The organism is Pseudoalteromonas sp. AWH4_217, assembly GCF_056161105.1.
In genome coordinates, this window is the sequence record NZ_JBSWYM010000010.1 from 60354 (window position 1) to 76120 (window position 15767).

At 42.6% G+C, this 15767-nt stretch carries 13 protein-coding genes; 10 read left to right on the forward strand and 3 right to left on the reverse strand.

Annotated features, from left to right (window positions below; all coding sequences use genetic code 11):
* Nucleotides 1-2: 2 nt before the first annotated feature.
* The 5 genes from ACXAH1_RS13805 (at nt 3) to ACXAH1_RS13825 (ending at nt 4552) form a co-directional block, all read left to right on the forward strand.
* Complete coding sequence (locus ACXAH1_RS13805; protein ID WP_475197451.1) at nt 3-722, forward strand: hypothetical protein; 720 nt, start codon at nt 3-5, stop codon at nt 720-722.
* 4 nt (nt 723-726) lie between these two features.
* Nucleotides 727-1575, forward strand: a complete 849-nt coding sequence (locus tag ACXAH1_RS13810) for a D-alanine--D-alanine ligase family protein (RefSeq protein WP_475197453.1) — start codon at nt 727-729, stop codon at nt 1573-1575.
* Nucleotides 1572-2963 (forward strand): DegT/DnrJ/EryC1/StrS family aminotransferase, encoded by a 1392-nt coding sequence (locus ACXAH1_RS13815; RefSeq protein ID WP_475197454.1) that lies wholly within the window; start codon nt 1572-1574, stop codon nt 2961-2963. The genes ACXAH1_RS13810 and ACXAH1_RS13815 overlap by 4 nt, the downstream gene beginning before the upstream one ends.
* A gap of 192 nt (nt 2964-3155) precedes the next feature.
* Nucleotides 3156-3956 (forward strand): hypothetical protein, encoded by an 801-nt coding sequence (locus ACXAH1_RS13820; RefSeq protein ID WP_475197456.1) that lies wholly within the window; start codon nt 3156-3158, stop codon nt 3954-3956.
* A gap of 173 nt (nt 3957-4129) precedes the next feature.
* Nucleotides 4130-4552, forward strand: a complete 423-nt coding sequence (locus ACXAH1_RS13825) for a hypothetical protein (protein WP_475197457.1) — start codon at nt 4130-4132, stop codon at nt 4550-4552.
* A gap of 383 nt (nt 4553-4935) precedes the next feature.
* On the opposite strand, the gene ACXAH1_RS13830 is transcribed toward ACXAH1_RS13825, so the two are convergent.
* Nucleotides 4936-7299, reverse strand: a complete 2364-nt coding sequence (locus ACXAH1_RS13830) for a TonB-dependent receptor plug domain-containing protein (RefSeq protein WP_475197458.1) — start codon at nt 7297-7299, stop codon at nt 4936-4938.
* Between the two features lie 143 nt (nt 7300-7442).
* On the opposite strand from ACXAH1_RS13830, the gene ACXAH1_RS13835 reads away from it, so the two are divergent.
* A complete protein-coding gene (locus ACXAH1_RS13835) occupies nt 7443-7568 on the forward strand; it encodes a hypothetical protein (RefSeq protein ID WP_475197459.1) in 126 nt (41 codons plus the stop codon).
* Between the two features lie 25 nt (nt 7569-7593).
* Here ACXAH1_RS13835 and ACXAH1_RS13840 read toward each other — a convergent pair whose 3' ends face one another.
* Nucleotides 7594-8112, reverse strand: a complete 519-nt coding sequence (locus ACXAH1_RS13840) for an acyloxyacyl hydrolase (RefSeq protein ID WP_475197461.1) — start codon at nt 8110-8112, stop codon at nt 7594-7596.
* Nucleotides 8113-8359: 247 nt separating this feature from the next.
* On the opposite strand from ACXAH1_RS13840, the gene ACXAH1_RS13845 reads away from it, so the two are divergent.
* The 3 genes from ACXAH1_RS13845 (at nt 8360) to htpG (ending at nt 11920) form a co-directional block, all read left to right on the forward strand.
* The gene (locus ACXAH1_RS13845) at nt 8360-8959 is read left to right on the forward strand and encodes an MlaC/ttg2D family ABC transporter substrate-binding protein (RefSeq protein ID WP_475197630.1); all 600 of its coding nucleotides are present in this window, start codon (nt 8360-8362) and stop codon (nt 8957-8959) included.
* A gap of 270 nt (nt 8960-9229) precedes the next feature.
* The gene (gene recR / locus ACXAH1_RS13850; protein ID WP_475197462.1) at nt 9230-9829 is read left to right on the forward strand and encodes a recombination mediator RecR; all 600 of its coding nucleotides are present in this window, start codon (nt 9230-9232) and stop codon (nt 9827-9829) included.
* A gap of 174 nt (nt 9830-10003) precedes the next feature.
* Entirely contained in the window at nt 10004-11920 is a 1917-nt protein-coding gene (htpG, locus tag ACXAH1_RS13855) for a molecular chaperone HtpG (RefSeq protein ID WP_475197464.1), read from the forward strand.
* Nucleotides 11921-11988: 68 nt separating this feature from the next.
* Here htpG and ACXAH1_RS13860 read toward each other — a convergent pair whose 3' ends face one another.
* The gene (locus tag ACXAH1_RS13860; RefSeq protein WP_475197465.1) at nt 11989-12468 is read right to left on the reverse strand and encodes a hypothetical protein; all 480 of its coding nucleotides are present in this window, start codon (nt 12466-12468) and stop codon (nt 11989-11991) included.
* 664 nt (nt 12469-13132) lie between these two features.
* On the opposite strand from ACXAH1_RS13860, the gene ACXAH1_RS13865 reads away from it, so the two are divergent.
* Nucleotides 13133-15694, forward strand: a complete 2562-nt coding sequence (locus ACXAH1_RS13865) for a TonB-dependent receptor (RefSeq protein WP_253046238.1) — start codon at nt 13133-13135, stop codon at nt 15692-15694.
* The last annotated feature ends 73 nt before the right edge of the window (nt 15695-15767 follow it).

Here is a 15767-nt window from a genome sequence, read left to right on the forward strand (position 1 = left end):
TTATGAATAATGAAAATGGAGTTTTTATAGATAAAATAAAAAGCCTTATAAAGAGTGAATTTGGGGCTTTTATAAATGAGGAAAGGCCTGAAATTTTCAAAGAATTTTTAAAAGATTATGAGTATGAAACAAAGTTTCAAATTCATAATGTTGAATCGGCTTTAAAAGTGTTTAACATCCTTCAAGGGTTTAATATTCAGTGCCTTGAAATTCGAAGTGAAGAGCATCACCTGTATTCGGATATGGCAGATCAAAGCGTATGCAAAATATTTTTGAAACCTGATGATTACCCTAAATGGATTAAACTAAAGTCCTCAAGATCTACATTGTTCACAGATAATTTAAAAATTCCTTTAATAAAGAGAAGGGGTGTTAAGACAACACTATCTAGACTTAAAGATACCGACCTGCTAAGTAAATTAACTAATCTTACTTTCATATCTACCTTTAAAAAGGAGACAATTAATCTCTTTTTCACATACAAAGACGCTGTTTTTTCGCTTTCTTTTTCGTTAGCTCATAATGATAGGGGCTTTACTCATAACCAAGCTGAGCTTGAATATGAAGGTGAATGTTCTAGTCGAAATGCTAGGAATGAGGAGGGTATTCTGTCACTTTATGATGATTTGATAACTAATAATTTTTATTCATTTGAGTTTAATGCAGAAGCAAAAGCCGATGTTCTAAATAAATATGATGCGTTTAGAGAAATACCAAGGTAGGTGAATGAGGAAATATATTGTTTTTTATAACCCTGATGGTGAAGAGAGCGAAGCGACCATTAAGTCTGCTTTTGATGTGTCTGAAGTTTTAGGGGCTGATAAAATAATTTTAAACTCAACGAAATGGAAACGGCAAATACTAGACTACCTTGAAAGTGGTAGGATATTAAAAGAATACACTTGCTTTTTAGCAACACATGGTGGCTTTGGTGAAAGTGGAGAGTTGACTAGATTTATCACATCTTTGAACATGAAATGTACTCATTCACCTGCTGAAGCATCAGCAACTATGTCGAATAAACACCAGATGAAAAAAGCTTATCAGTTATTAGGTATTAATACACCGAACTGGTTTTATAAAAAAAAATTCTTCCCAACAAACGAAAGGCCTATAGCTAAACGATGGCTATGTAAGCCCATAGCGGGTGGTAGCAAAAATGGTATTAGTTTTGTTAATGATATAGGCGGCAGCGGTGACTTAATCTATGAAGAGTACATAGAAGGGGTTAGAGAAATATCTGTCTGGACTTTAGGAAAAGAGAAAGTAATAGCATTGCCGCCATTGATGAGGAGGCGAAATCCAAACGAACTAGGTGTATTAAGAAACAATAATAAGAATCCTCCGAAAGAACTGTCAGAGTATTGCAAAGAGAAAGCGAAATATATCCATTACTTTTTGTCTGCAAAAGGAGTTGTTAAGACTGATTTTTTAATTGATCCTTCAAAAAACATATACGCCATAGAAACGGATGCACAACCAGCATTAGATTTGGAGTCAGGAGTTGTTAGACAAGCTGCTTTATTAAATATTTCGTATAAGAGGCTAATAAACATTATTGGAGAGCAAGTATGAAAGGGAATAGTAAATTAGCACTATTTGGGGGGAAGCCCATTGTAAGAGATCACAGTACCTTAAAGGTTAACTGGCCTATTATCGATGAAAGTGATAGGGACTCTGTCATTAGGGCTTTCGATTGTAGAGAATTTTCTGGCAGAGGGTCTGTTTTAATATCGCAACTCGAAACTGACTTTGCTAAGCACTTCGGGGTTAAGCATGCGACAGCATTGAATAGCGGTACTGCTGCGCTCCATGCAGCTTTATTTTCTCTTGATATAGCTCCAGGAGATGAAGTTATTGTTCCAAACCTAACATTCATTGCACCAGCAATGGCTGCTGTACATAACAGGTGTAGACCTAGGTTTGCGGATGTAGATAAAAGGACTTATAACATAACTGCGGACTCAATAGAAAAAGAAATCACGCCACGAACTAAAGCAGTAATAGTAGTTCATATGCATGGTACTCCCGTAGATCTTGACCCTGTATTGGAGCTACAAAAAAAGCACAATTTTAAATTAATAGAGGATGTTGCGCAGGCACCAGGTGCAAGGTACAAAGGTCGGCTAGTTGGAAGTTTTGGAGATGCAGCTATTTTTAGTTTGATGTCGCAGAAAAATCTTGCCACATGTGGAGAATGCGGAGTTTTATTAAATCACTCTTTAGAAGCTAAAAATAAAGCTGAAATGCTTAGAATATATGGGGAGGTATTAGACAATACAGGCGACAGGAAATACAATTCTTATACTCTAGGGTGGAATTATACCTTGAACCCAATTCAAGCTTCAATGGCTATAAATCAACTAACTAAATTTGACAGTTTGACGAAGGAATTGCAAAGAGCTGGAGAAAATTGGATAAAGAAACTAACTCAGTTTCACTGGATTGAAACACCTCTATATGATTCAGACTTTGAAGGGGTATTTCATTTCTTTAGAATTAGGATACGCAGTGACTATTTCAATCAACCTAATAATGGAAGACTTAGACTTGCTATTCAGAATGCACTTGCAGCGGAAGGGCTGAACACTAGGTTGTATCAAAATTGCCCTTTGTCAATGCAACCTTTCTTTCTCAATATGAATAACTCGACTAATCAGATAAAGCAGCAATTGGAAAGTTTTCCAAATACTATTGATATACTTAGAAATACATTGATTCTTGGTGCAAATGGCTCAAGTCCAGCCTATTTATTATCACCTGGAACAATAGATGCGTATGTAAAAGGATTAGTTAAAATCGAAAATCATATTGATGAGATTATAGATTACTCTAATAGTTTACATTACGAGGAGCCTTGGGAGGAAGCTCCGAAAATTACAGATAGTTTTGGAGTGACTTATACAGATAACTCACCTTCTTTACAGTATGAAGCGGCGTTGTTTCCTAAATCATTGAACTAATTTAGCGTTGTGTGATCAGACCTCAAAAGCAAACACTACCAGGATAACAGTATCACGTGTGGTGTTGATATCTAGTAAGTTTGTGGATAAGTAAATTGGATTAAACAACACAATATATCCATCGCATTGATTATCAAAGTAAATATCTTTGGTTCCTAGAAATCGGCGCAATGAACCAAAAAGGAGGTTCTAATGAGCAAAGATTGTCAGAAGTGTTTTTCCAAATGTGCTAACGAGGCATACATTTGTCATTCTTGTGGCTTCCAGTTTTCAAAGTCCAGGAGAGTTTGGAGCAAAGTTGTGAATATTGCTTCTGTTATATCTCTATTCTTTGGTTTACTGGTTATCATAATTAACCAAAGCACCCAGATTGCAGACAGGTTTAAGTCTACGGAGTTTACAGCTCTGGGAATGCAAACAGCGCAAGGTTCTAATCATCTACTTAGTGATAACTATGCATTAGCAATAGACAGTGGAACGGGAGTTATATTAGATAAATTAACGTTTTCAGGTAATGGTAATATTACAAGTAAGCTTGGTGTCTCATTTCTTCATGGAAGAGCATATAAATCCTCTGATATTGCAATTGTCCGTATGGATCCCACGGCCATACACCTCTCTTACAGGCCTGTTCCTATTGAAGCTGTAAACGCGGTTTTGGAAAGTGGGATTTCTGAGTCACAAATAGCTGATCTCTTTAAGGTGCGCCCGACTCATATAAAGAATAGATTATATAAAAGATACTCATGGGCTGTTATCCCAGGGAGGCTAGAGATTGAATACTTTGAACCACAGCGAAATTCTTCTGAGCGACTGACTCAAACAAAAGCAACAGAGTTATTGTTATGGGGCAGAAAAGAAGGCAACATGAGACAACGTTTACAACACAAACGATATGCTAATATAGATATCGATATTGTAGTTCAAAAATATATTGAGGCTTTGGAGTCACATGGAAATGACTCATCGCATACGCGTCAAGAAGAACCGTGACGCTCGCCAGTTACGGTGTCAAAGTCTGTTTCTTTGGTATTTGGTTTATTATTTAACCTTAATAGAAATGGATGTCATACAATACGTGGTGGATCCTCAATAGGTGCTTGATGAGCGAATACAAAAAGCTTGGCTGTACTCGCTCCTCGTAAATTTCAGCCAAGCATTTTGTGATGTATAAAAAACTGTTAGCTGCAAATATGGAAACGTTATTATCAATTATTGCTTTAATTGCTATCCCAACATTTTTAGCCATACGGCACCTTAAAGAATATGGCGCCTTTAATGAGCCAGAAACTTGGGGTGTTAGTGAGAAAGCTGCATTTGTATTATTTTTGCTGTATGTGGGTATGGTTTTGGTTTTAGGTAAAGATGGTGTTTACACGCTCCATAAGCCAGTGTCTCAGATACGCGAGGATAGTTTTATATTTTACTTTATATTACCAGGCTTAGGGCTCGGAATCGCTATGTTTCCTCGTGTAGCGGCCGAATTCAGCGAAAGCTATTTGTCAATGATGAAATTTGGCATGCTCAGATATTTTGGTATTTATGGCTGGACAATTGTTTTTGCCCTGGTATTCATAGTTATGCTTTAATGGCTATTAATTTAATCGGCCGTTCACCAACAAAAAATACGGGAATTCCACATTTAAACCGCCTTGTCAGGGCATAAAATTAAGGTGTATTTTTCGAGGAAGGTGATGACCCCAGAGCAAAATTAGAGTGGGTGTTCCAAGTTGATAAAAGTCGTAGTATTAAGGAAAAGCTTTTTGGAAAGAACAAAATGACGAAATCAGATCCTTGTTTTGTCTTTTTCAAAGATTTTTTTGAAAGTCACGCTAACATTCGCGAAGTAAACATTGCGTGAATTAATGAAAATCGGTTAAACACTGCAATTTTACTAAGTCGCGACTCGGAAAAGCCATCACGTCGACAAACTTCGGCTTTATGGTTGAGTCGCTTAGCAATGCAAACTTAACTAAAATTGCATACTCACCGATAGCATAAAACTGCGCTTTGGCTGAGGGATGAGTGAGTTGGCCCAGCCCTGTGAGCGCTGCTCAAAATCATCACCACTGGCTGCGGCTTCAGCGCCCGAGTGGTAATAGATTTCATCAAAGATATTTTTTACTTTCAATGCGACTTCGAACGATTCGAACCGGTAAATGATATTGGCGTCTACCGTTAAATAGGCGTCATTTTCTCTGTCTTTAGCACGCAAAGTGTTTCTCAAATACAAAGGTTTACTTGAGACCCAGTTGGCCCTGAGGTTAACATTAAGCGCCTCACTGACAGGCACATTGAACCCGGCGCTGATTTTGTGTGGCGCGATATCTCCAAGCTCGGCATTCATATCCTGACAGGGGTTGTAGGTGAGTGTGTTATTGTTTGCGATATCTCGGCAATTTTCGATCCCTTCACCGACCCACAGGCCCAGAGCGTGGTCGTAGCTGACGCTGCTTTTGGTTTTCGTGTGGGTGTAATACAAGTAACCGGAGATATTGGCTGCACCCGTTATAAAATTACTGAATTCAAACTTACCGCGATATTCCAGTCCATAGGTGCTGCGCTTTCCTGCATTTTCCGCTTCTTCTTTTACTACATCGTCGTATCTGGCCGTAAACAAAGACAAGTCATGCAGCCAGTTGTCTTGCTGATACATATAAATGAGTTCAACGTTTTCCGCCTTTTCAGGTTTTAGATCCGGATTGGCAGAGCGACCGCTCCAACCGCCCCAGAGTTGTATGGGAGCAGGTTCCTGAAAAGCCGTACCATAGAGCATCTTAATGGTTGTTTTATCTGAGAGAAAATAAATAGCGGAGGCCCTGGGGTTGGTGGTACTGCCATATAAGCTGTTTTTGTCGTACCTTATGCCAGCATTGATTCGCCAGTCATTGATATTCCAGATGGCCTGAATGTAGGCGCCCCGATCAGTCAGGCTAGCCAGGTTTTCGTCTGGCATCCGGCTGAGAGTGTCTGGCTGGATATTAATGGTTTCGTCTGTATTAAGTGCAACGCCATCTCCCGCGGTTTCGGGTGTATCTGAGGAGCAAAAAGTTTCGGCAAAGTAACCGCAGGCATCGTACGCCTTAGTCAACTCTTTGTCCTCAAATTTAATGCCACCGCTGATCTTTAGCTGCTCAGAGTAATCGAATTCATAATCTTGTTTAAACAGCCAGCTTTTATTGCTGGTTCGCCAGTGTGAAATGGTTAAGGTTGAGACCACATCCGGACCCGTCAGGGTAGTGGAGCCTGGGAAGGATTCAACCCAATAACCCCCATTGCCACTTTTTCTGCTCAGCAGCAGGGTATTTACCTGTACTTTATCTTTTAAAGTGCCTGCATGGCGCAGGTAATATTGCTCGGAGTTGCGATACCACTGCGCTGCAGGCTGCGCTCTGTCGTGAGGGTATTGCGGCCCCCAACCATGGCGCATGTCCCATTCAATAACCCCTAATGTCAGGTTTTTGAACCCGATATCGGCCAAAATACCCCATTCTCGTTGTGGGTCGTGGTAGGCACCAAAATCATTGTATTTTGAGCTATGAGGACAGCCATCGGCTTCACAATTGGCAGACAACGCGGTGTCATAAATAACAGGTCCCCAGATATCCCGGTTGCTCAATAATTCGTTGCTGACAAAGCCCCAGGGAGCCAGGTCGTCTATATCGGCTTCATCACTTGAGTAGTATTTAGCTGATAGGTTATAGGTCAGCTCGTTGTGGCTGCCACCCGCGGCGATATCAATGCTCTGCGTATCATAGCTGCCCGACTGAACATTCACTTTAAAAAAGTCATCACGCTGATGAGACTCTTTGGCGTCGGACGTAACCAGGTTAATGATCCCTAAGAATGCATTGGGGCCATATACCGCGCCAACGGGGCCATATAATACTTCGATCCGCGCTATATTCGACAGCGGGTAATTTTTTGACAAAGTAGCCTCATGATACCACAGGTGATTGTCGACTATGCCATTGACCAACATCAGTGTACGTTGGGTGAGGGGAGTACGATAGCCGCGCTGATAGGTGATTACACCACCATTGCCATTGGTGACTGTGCTATCAAACCCAGGCAGATCCAGGATCACTTCATCAATACTTGTATATCCGCGCTGCCTGATATCGGCTGCGGTAATGATCACCATAGCAGCAGGGGCGTCACGTAATGTTTCTTCGATGCCGGAGGCCGATGATACAGTCAGGTCGAGCAAGTCTTCCAGACTAAGTTCCATCAAGGTGTCGAGTTCATCTCCTAGTGCAACCCCAGATGAACCGAATAGAAGCACGGAAGAAAACAAGAGGACCGCTGAAGTGTGGCCAGGTTGTTTCTTAGTCATAAGTTTGCCCTAGCCCTACAAGCTGTAGCGCACCAACGACCTGTTACCCGAGCAAAACGCTGAATTACCATAGCCAATGTAAAACTTATTCTAATCTTTGGAGGTTAGAATAAACTCCTTGTTTGTCAAGGCGGCTGGATCTGATGTGGGAACATTATGTGCTTCTGGATCAGTTAGCGCTATCTAAGCTGGTGCAGTTAAGTAAGCGCTTTCAAGATACCCGGGTTGTCGATGATATTCTGAGCTTGATGATGACAATGCCCGGCTAAGCGACTCCGGGCAGAGACTCAAGCTTTAAAAATAAGCTGAATAGGATAGGGATAGAAAGTCCAGGCCGGGGTTAGGGCTCTTAAATCCGGCGTTTGAGTAATGCATGTAGCGAATCGCGATATTGGCGTTGTCCATCTGATAAACCAACCCGATACGATCTTCAAACTGATAGTGTGTACTGACATTTTTCCCCGCAAATTGAGTGTCATCAAGCAAAGCGAGCCCGATTCCAAACTCCACAGCAACCGGATGACCCTGGTAGGTGGTGAATGGGTATCGGATCACAGGCGATACTGCTAGCACAAAATTACCGTCGTGATGATTCTCTTCTCCATAACGCCAAAAGTTGATACTGCTTTCAAAGTGTACATCAAAGTGACGCCAGGCTCGGGGCAAGTCTAGCTCGGGGTGATATTGATAGGCCAGTTTAATGCCGTCGACACTGCCTTCGCCGTGAATGTAGTGGATAGCGTAGCCATGTTGTTGTGCTTGTGCTGCCAGGGAAATAAGACACCCCAGTACGAATAGGGTTGCTCTGATCATAATGAAAACCAATCCAGTATAAGTGAATACTGGTATTGTCGGGATATGTGTTGCCGATAAAAAGCCATCAAATGACACAGCATTGATGTTGAAATGGCACCAAAAGGTTAGGCCTTTGATTTTTATTAAAAAAACTATTGGTGCTATTGTGGCACTAATATGGTGCTAATTTGTGTATTTTTCATCTGCAAAGTTAGCGCTAAACTTGCCTCATTAACATATACCGGAGCAGATCATGAAAAGACTAATGCAACTTATGCTGGTGGTACTACTGGCGTTTAGCAGTTTACACAGCTTTGCTGCAACTGATACACAAAATAACCCTTATGGCTTGATCAAATCTGTGGGCGATCAGTTGTTTGTGGATATCAGTAAGCTGAATACGCTGGAAGAGGCTCATAAGAAAGCTGAGCTCAAAAAGCTGGTGCGCGCACAATTAATGCCGCATATCGACATTAAATACGTGTCTTTTAAGTTGCTTGGTAAACATGTCCGTGAGATCAAACGAGAGCAGGCCGTGACCTTTATTGGAGCGGTGGAACAGTATCTGGCAAACACTTATGCGAATGCGCTGATGAGTTATAAAGGTCAGCAGGTTAATTTTATTGAGCCGGTGGTAAGTAGTGACAGTAAATTTGCATCGGTCAAATCTGAAATCGTTGAGCCCAACGCACCAACTATCGACATCGTATTCAAGTTTCGTAAAAACAAATCCGGTGAGTGGCAGGTATATGATCTGGTTGCCGAAAGTATTTCATTACTCAGTGCAAAGCAAAAGGAGATCACAGCGCGGATCAGCGAAGTAGGGATAGATCAGGTAAGCAAAGAGCTGGTCGCTAAGAGTTAACCAACACATATTGAATTTAAGACACAATTTGCGTCCTTCAGGCGGGTATTCACTCTTACCCATGAGATCCAATCTTCTCCGATTGCCCGCCTTTTTTCTCTCAGCAGTATCCGGTTTATCTAGTATCTTTGGCTTGTCGCTGTCGTGTCAGCCATAGTAAGATGGCGACCATTAAACGAATTAGGACAGTGTAATATGCGGCAACTGGTTCACCACCAGGGTTTAAGCTTGCTTTATCGATACACTGTCAAAAATTAAGAACGCTATACTATGCAATTATCACCTTCACTTTCAGCTTTGGTTGAGTCTCTGCGTTGTTTACCTGGTATTGGACCTAAGTCGGCTCAGCGAATTGCCTTTCATTTACTCGAAAGAGACCGCAGTGGTGGCACTGCACTTGGGCAGAGTCTGCTGCAGGCTATGGATAAAATTGGCCATTGCGAATCCTGCCGGACGTTTTCAGAAACGCCGGTGTGTGATATCTGTAGCAACGTAAAACGTCAGGATACCGGGCTATTGTGTGTGGTTGAATCACCGAGTGATGTGCTGGCTATCGAGCAAACCGGTCAGTATCAGGGGGTATATTTTGTATTGATGGGCCACTTGTCACCCCTTGACGGTATAGGCCCGAACGAAATCGGCATGGATGTGCTGGAAAAAACGCTGGCCAATGGCAACATCAATGAAGTGATCCTGGCAACGAATCCAACGGTGGAAGGGGAGGCGACCGCACACTTTATTGGCGAGATGTGCCACCAACATAACGTGACCGCTTCGCGGATAGCTCATGGTATGCCGGTTGGCGGTGAACTGGAGCTGGTCGATGGCATGACCCTAATGCATGCGTTTAGCGGCCGAAAAGCGATTTAATGAAAGCCCGGCAGGGCTTTTTAGGTTTTTTGACCGAGAAATATACTATCTATCACTTTTTTCACTTTTTCCCCTTGAAAAATTCCTACCCAGCACAATATACCTGAGCATAACGCAAGTTAACTGATTAACTATGTACTAATATTGTGTACCAAATAAGTTAGGGTGTACCAAATGACTACAGAAAATACTAAAGAAAATCATTCATTTAGTGCCAATACGAAGCAGTTGCTTCAACTAATGATCCACAGTTTGTATTCAAACAAAGAAATCTTTTTACGTGAGCTGGTATCCAATGCGTCGGATGCCGCTGACAAGTTGCGCTTCTTAGCGCTGCAAAATGGTGATTTGTATGAAGGTGATGCTGAATTGCGTGTACGTATCAGCGCCGATAAAGACGCGAAGACGGTAACCATTTCTGATAATGGTATCGGTATGACCCGTGACGAAGTGATCAGCTCTTTAGGCACTATCGCTAAGTCAGGTACGGCAGAGTTCTTTAAAAACCTGACAGGCGATGAAGCGAAAGATTCTCAGCTAATTGGTCAATTTGGTGTAGGTTTCTATTCTGCCTTTATCGTTGCTGATGAAGTGACTGTACGTACGCGTAAAGCGGGCGAGACTCAGGCAGTTGAATGGCAGTCAAAAGGCGAGGGTGAATATACCCTGGCGGACATTGAAAAAGCCGAGCGCGGTACTGAGATCATTCTTCACCTGCGTGAAGAAGAGCTGGAATTTGCCGATGACTTCCGCCTTCGTTCAATCGTGACTAAGTACTCAGACCATATCTCTATCCCGGTAGAAATGTTCAAAGCGCCAGTACCTGAATCAGAAGGTCCGGATGGCGAGAAAATTGAAGCTCAGCCTGGCGAGTGGGAAGGTATTAACCGTGCCACTGCACTGTGGACTCGCGATAAGTCTGAGATCAGTGACGAAGAGTATAAAGAATTCTACAAGCACGTGGGTCATGACTGGGAAGAGCCACTGACCTGGGCACACAACAAAGTCGAGGGTAAAACGGAATACACCAGCTTACTGTATATTCCAAAGAAAGCGCCATTCGACATGTGGAACCGTGACCGCCAGACAGGTCTGAAGTTGTACGTACAGCGCGTATTTATTATGGATGATGCAGAGCAGTTTATGCCAAGCTACCTGCGTTTTGTAAAAGGTTTGTTGGATTCAAACGACCTGCCGTTGAATGTATCGCGTGAGATTTTACAAGACAACAAAGTAACTCAGGCTATCCGCAAAGGGTGTACGTCTCGTATCCTTAAAATGCTGGATCGCATGGGTAAGAACAAACCAGAAGACTATCAGACTTTCTGGAACGAGTTTGGCCAGGTGATCAAAGAAGGTCCGGCTGAAGACGCCGCCAATAAAGAAGCGATTGCTAAGTTACTGCGTTTCAGCTCTACCCACACTGACGAGAGCGTCCAAAATGTATCGCTTGAGCAGTATATCGAGCGTATGGCTGAAGGTCAGGACAAGATTTACTACGTGGTTGCTGACAGCTTTGAAGCTGCGAAGAGTTCACCACACCTGGAGATCTTCCGCAAGAAAGGCATCGAAGTACTGTTATTGTCAGACCGTGTCGATGAGTGGATGATGAGCCATCTGACAGAATTTGCAGAGAAGCAGTTCCAGTCTATTACCCGTGGTGACCTTGACCTGGGCGATATGGAAGATGAGGAAAGCAAAAAAGCGCAGGAAGAGAGCGAAAAGCAAGTCGAAGGCCTGGTAGAGCGTATCAAAGAAGCACTGGGTGATAAAGTCAAAGAAGTGCGCTTTACGCACCGTCTGACTGATTCTCCGGCTTGTGTTGTGGTAGATGACCACGATATGAGTTCACAGATGCAAAAGCTGATGGAATCTATTGGTCAGTCTGCACCAGAGTCTAAGCCAATTTTTGAGCTGAATCCTGAACACCAGTTGGTTAAACACCTGAATGTTGAACAGGACGAAGATAAGTTTGCACAGTGGTCAGAAGTTTTACTGGATCAGGCCCTACTTGCAGAACGTGGCAGCCTGAAAGATCCTGCTGGCTTTGTCGCTCGTCTGAATAAGCTGATGCTTGATTTGAGTAAATAAGCGCAACGCAGATTTCAATGTATTGGAAAAGCCCGGCGGGTTATTCGGCCGGGCTTTTTTGTACCTGATTACTGTTGAGGCGCGATAGGACAATAACGGCCGCTATTTGGAACCCAGACAGAACGGGTTTCCCACCGACAATTATAAGCTACACGCTGCTCTTCCTGTTGGGTGAAGTAGGTATTGTGCTGGTGTACATACACACCACCCGGAGCGTAGTAATCTGGTCCTGGAATGGTCCAGTTTGCCGGGCAGCTTTTATTAGACAGAACTGTCCGCGTGTCCCAGGCCGGTGCAGAGACGGCACTGTGTTTAGCCGTTAGCTTATAATGACATGTTTTATAAGACACATTGACCAGCTGAGTACGGTAGTCGCATACCCATACGCGGCGCTCATCCCAGTATCCACCACAATTGGCGTTGTTAACCTGAGTGTCGTAAAAGGTGTTATAGTCTGTAACCTGCATACTTTCGGCAGGCTGAGCCTGAGCTGTAGCCGCAGCACATACCAGTGCAGCTCCAATGATTGTTTTGATATTACGTATCATAAGTTAGTCCTTTTCTAAGTTGTTAGTAGATACCTGACTAGACAGCTCCTTCAACTAATCGAAAACGTTTAGTGTTTTACCAATCAGGCTGCCATAGTGAAACACAGGCAAGATCTCAATGTAAGACAGGAGCGTGTGATAAATTTTCATCCCTTAAAAAGGCTATTATCTGTTTGTTTTACCTCGGACTAATGGTGTTTTGTCATATAACTAAAGGCCTGCTCATGAATTTGTCACATAAATTCACTAGACAAACCAAACATGAAAAAGATAAAATGACAGCGTTGTCATTGAGATCTATTATCACCTTGAATACGCTTCTGCCCGAACGTTTAATGGAATAATCAGATAGCACAGCTCGCCAACATTAGATTAGTTTATTAATTAGGTCCAAATCTTCTACATAACTCATCGCAATCACTGTAAAAAAGTGCATAGCTTGTGATATATTCACCTCGTTTGTAACAAACTATAACCAAATAATTATTTATTCTTTCTATATCAGTGGGTTAGATTTTTGTTGAAAAAATCTTATGTTAGCCACACAAAAAGATGTAGCGAATCTGTAATTTTGGGTGTATGGTTTGTTATTAGATGACAGCGTTGTCATCATCACTGGGCAGAAGTGATTTAAAAACCAACAAAATGATTCAAGGGGAATCCTGTGTTAGCTAATAATTTTAAGAAAAGCTTACTTGCAGCAAAGGTTGGCCTAATCCTGGGTACGGGTGTGACAGGTGTGGCGTTTGCTGAAGAAAACCAGACTGGCGTTAAAGAAGATGTTGAAGTTATTGAAGTGCGCGGTATTCGCCGCTCTCTGGAAGCTTCACTGAATACGAAGCGTTTTGCAAACGCCGTTGTAGATTCTGTATCAGCTGAAGATATCGGTAAAATGCCGGACAAAAATATCGCAGAATCACTACAACGTATTCCGGGTGTATCAATTACACGTAACTTTGCTGGTGAGGGTGGCTCGGTTTCTATCCGGGGTACAAACCCTGAGCTGACAGCAATTTCTTTGAACGGTAATTACGTTGCTTCAACAGGCTGGTTTTCTCAACAAGCTATGTCTCGCTCATTTGACATGGATTTAATGCCAACAGAAATGGTTGCTGGCGTTGATGTATACAAATCACCGACCGCGACACTAGATGAGGGTGGTGTTGGTGGTACAGTTGTTATGCGTACACGTAAACCATTAGAACTGGATGCAATGACAGTATTCGGCTCTCTGGAAGTACAAGATAACAGCATTGCCGACGATAATGGTTATGGTGGCACAGGTCTTGTCAGCTGGAAGAATGATGATGAAACATGGGGTGTGTTAGGTGCCTTATCTACCCTTGAAACAGTAGGTCGAGCTCACAAAGCCGAAAACTATATGGACGACGGTTGGGCAGGTGCGGGTATCGCCGAGTTTGCTCAAACACGTCAGCGTGATGCTCTGAATTTTGTTGTCCAATATGCGCCAAATGATCAGTTAGACATGTCTTTTAATTATTTTGGTGTAGATCTGGATGCAGGTAACTCGAACCAAAACTACCTGATCATTGCTGGTACTGATGCCGATGCATTCAATGGGAATGTAACGGGTGCAACGGGTTTAGGCCCTGTAAATGGATTTGCGCTTAACGGTACTTTTGCTGGTGGTCCATTGGATGATCAGAATACCCGTAATGCAGAAGTAGACACTAAGGTTTACTCATTCGAAACCAACTATAAAGCAGACGCTTACAATGTTAAGTTCATCCTGGGTCACACAGAAGCAGGTGGTGGTGACGGTGGTAACTATAACATAGGCTGGACATCACCTAATGCGGGTCAATCTATTGTTTTCGATATGACTCGAGTTGATGACATGGTGTTGTTGCCGCAGGGAACTAATGCAGGTGACCACTCAGAGTATGTGATGGGCGCACCATCTGTCACTGAGGGTGTCCGCTCTGATGAAGAAACCTTCGTACAACTAGATTTTGATTTTTTTGTTGATTTCGGCGCGATTACCAACATTAAAACGGGTTTGAAGCTGCGTGATCATGAGTTTTTGAGCTATTCAAACAAATGGACATTCAAAGACGGTGTAAACCTGGATAGTAATGGCAATCAACTTACCAAAGCTAACTTTGCCGATGGTCACTTTGATCACTCCGGTGTTGGCCTGAGCGGTGGGTCTCCAACTAATATTGCACGTACTGACGGTGATGCGCTGCGCAGTCATATCAATGGCTTTAAAGACGGCTCTGATTTACAAAAGGCTGGCTGGGGTAAAGTATCAGAAGATATTGCCGCGGCTTATGTTCAGGCAGATTATTCTGGAGATGGTTTCCGAGGCAACATCGGTCTGCGTTATGTACAGACTGATACTTCTGCGGACTACTATGATTTTGTTACTTTGGCAGACATAAAAACAGATAAGAAAGATTATTCTGATTGGTTGCCAAGCTTTAACCTTGCATTAGATCTAACAGAGGATTTGATCCTACGTATTTCTGCTGCAAAAGTAATGAGTCGTCCAAATTATACCTTCATGAACCCAGCTTCATCGTACAATGAAACGACCAGAACATATACGCGTGGCTCTGTTGACATTGACCCATATCGTGCAAGCCAGGCCGATATCGGCATTGAGTGGTACTTCAATGAGTCTTCTTTAATCTCAGCAACATTGTTTAATAAAGATATCAAGTCCTTTATTGTTCAGGGCGGTAATGTAAGTACAATCACTGTTGGTGATGATACTGCACCTCGCTTTGTGAGTGAACCAGCTCAGGGCTTGGGTGGTCAGATTGAAGGGGTTGAATTCCAGTATCAACAGACATTTGGTGAGTTTGGTGTTCTTGCGAACGTGACCTATGCAGACGGCCATGGTTTACGCCAGATTAATGATAAAATTGAGAAAGAAGATTTGCCAGGCTTGTCTCAGTGGTCAATGAACTTAACAGGTTACTACGAGACTGATCTGTACTCAGTACGCTTGGCTTACAACTACCGTGATCAATACCTTGCTGAAAGTACTGGTATCGGTGGCACTACGTTGTGGGATGAGCATAGCTATGTAGATGCGTCTGCAACTTGGCATATCAACGACCAGTTAGACCTGAGTATCGAAATGACTAACATTTTCGAAGAGACAACGACTCAGCGTCTTAGCTCTGCATACTCTGCAATGCGTTTGGCGGCAGAAAATGGACGTAATACATACCTGAAGCTGTCTTATCGCTTCTAATCTCGTATTTTGTTTGAAGGAAGGCGTCTGCCTTCCTTTTTCTATTTTATGTACTTCTAAAATCAATTTTACG